The organism is Streptomyces sp. GbtcB7 (assembly GCF_019091445.1).
Lineage (GTDB): Bacteria > Actinomycetota > Actinomycetes > Streptomycetales > Streptomycetaceae > Streptomyces > Streptomyces mirabilis.
Genome location: NZ_JAGXJM010000150.1, coordinates 1 through 403 on the forward strand (window position 1 = coordinate 1; position 403 = coordinate 403).

1 protein-coding gene is annotated in these 403 nt (G+C 63.5%); it reads right to left on the minus strand.

The features are described from left to right. A partial coding sequence (locus tag KVT44_RS55615; RefSeq protein WP_217576877.1) for a hypothetical protein occupies positions 1-403 on the minus strand: 403 nt, incomplete at both ends.

Below are 403 nucleotides of genomic sequence, written 5' to 3' on the forward strand. Positions count from 1 at the left end.
AACGGGCGGTGTCGGCGAACTCGGTGAACACGATCACCGGCTGTGTCCGGAACTCTTCGGTGAAAACCTCCCCGTCGAGCGTCGCCTGCTCGGAGCTCGAGGGACCCATCAACAGCGTCCGCAGCCTCGCGAACTTGTCGTCAAGGCCTGCACCGGCGAGCACGAGGTTCATGAACTTGGTCAGCTGGTCCAGGTCGACGAATGCAGCGGCGACCATGTCGTCGAGTCGGTAGCCGCCGCCGACGAGGTTGTAGTCGAGCTCTTCGAGCTCCTCCTCGGTGAGGTCTTCCTCGTGCCATCCTTCGTCGATGGTTGACCGGTAGGTGTCGTGAATGGCCTGCAGCGTCGGCTCGTTCGCGGCGCGCCAAGTCGCTAGATCCGCCTCGCTAGTCGCGTCACCCTT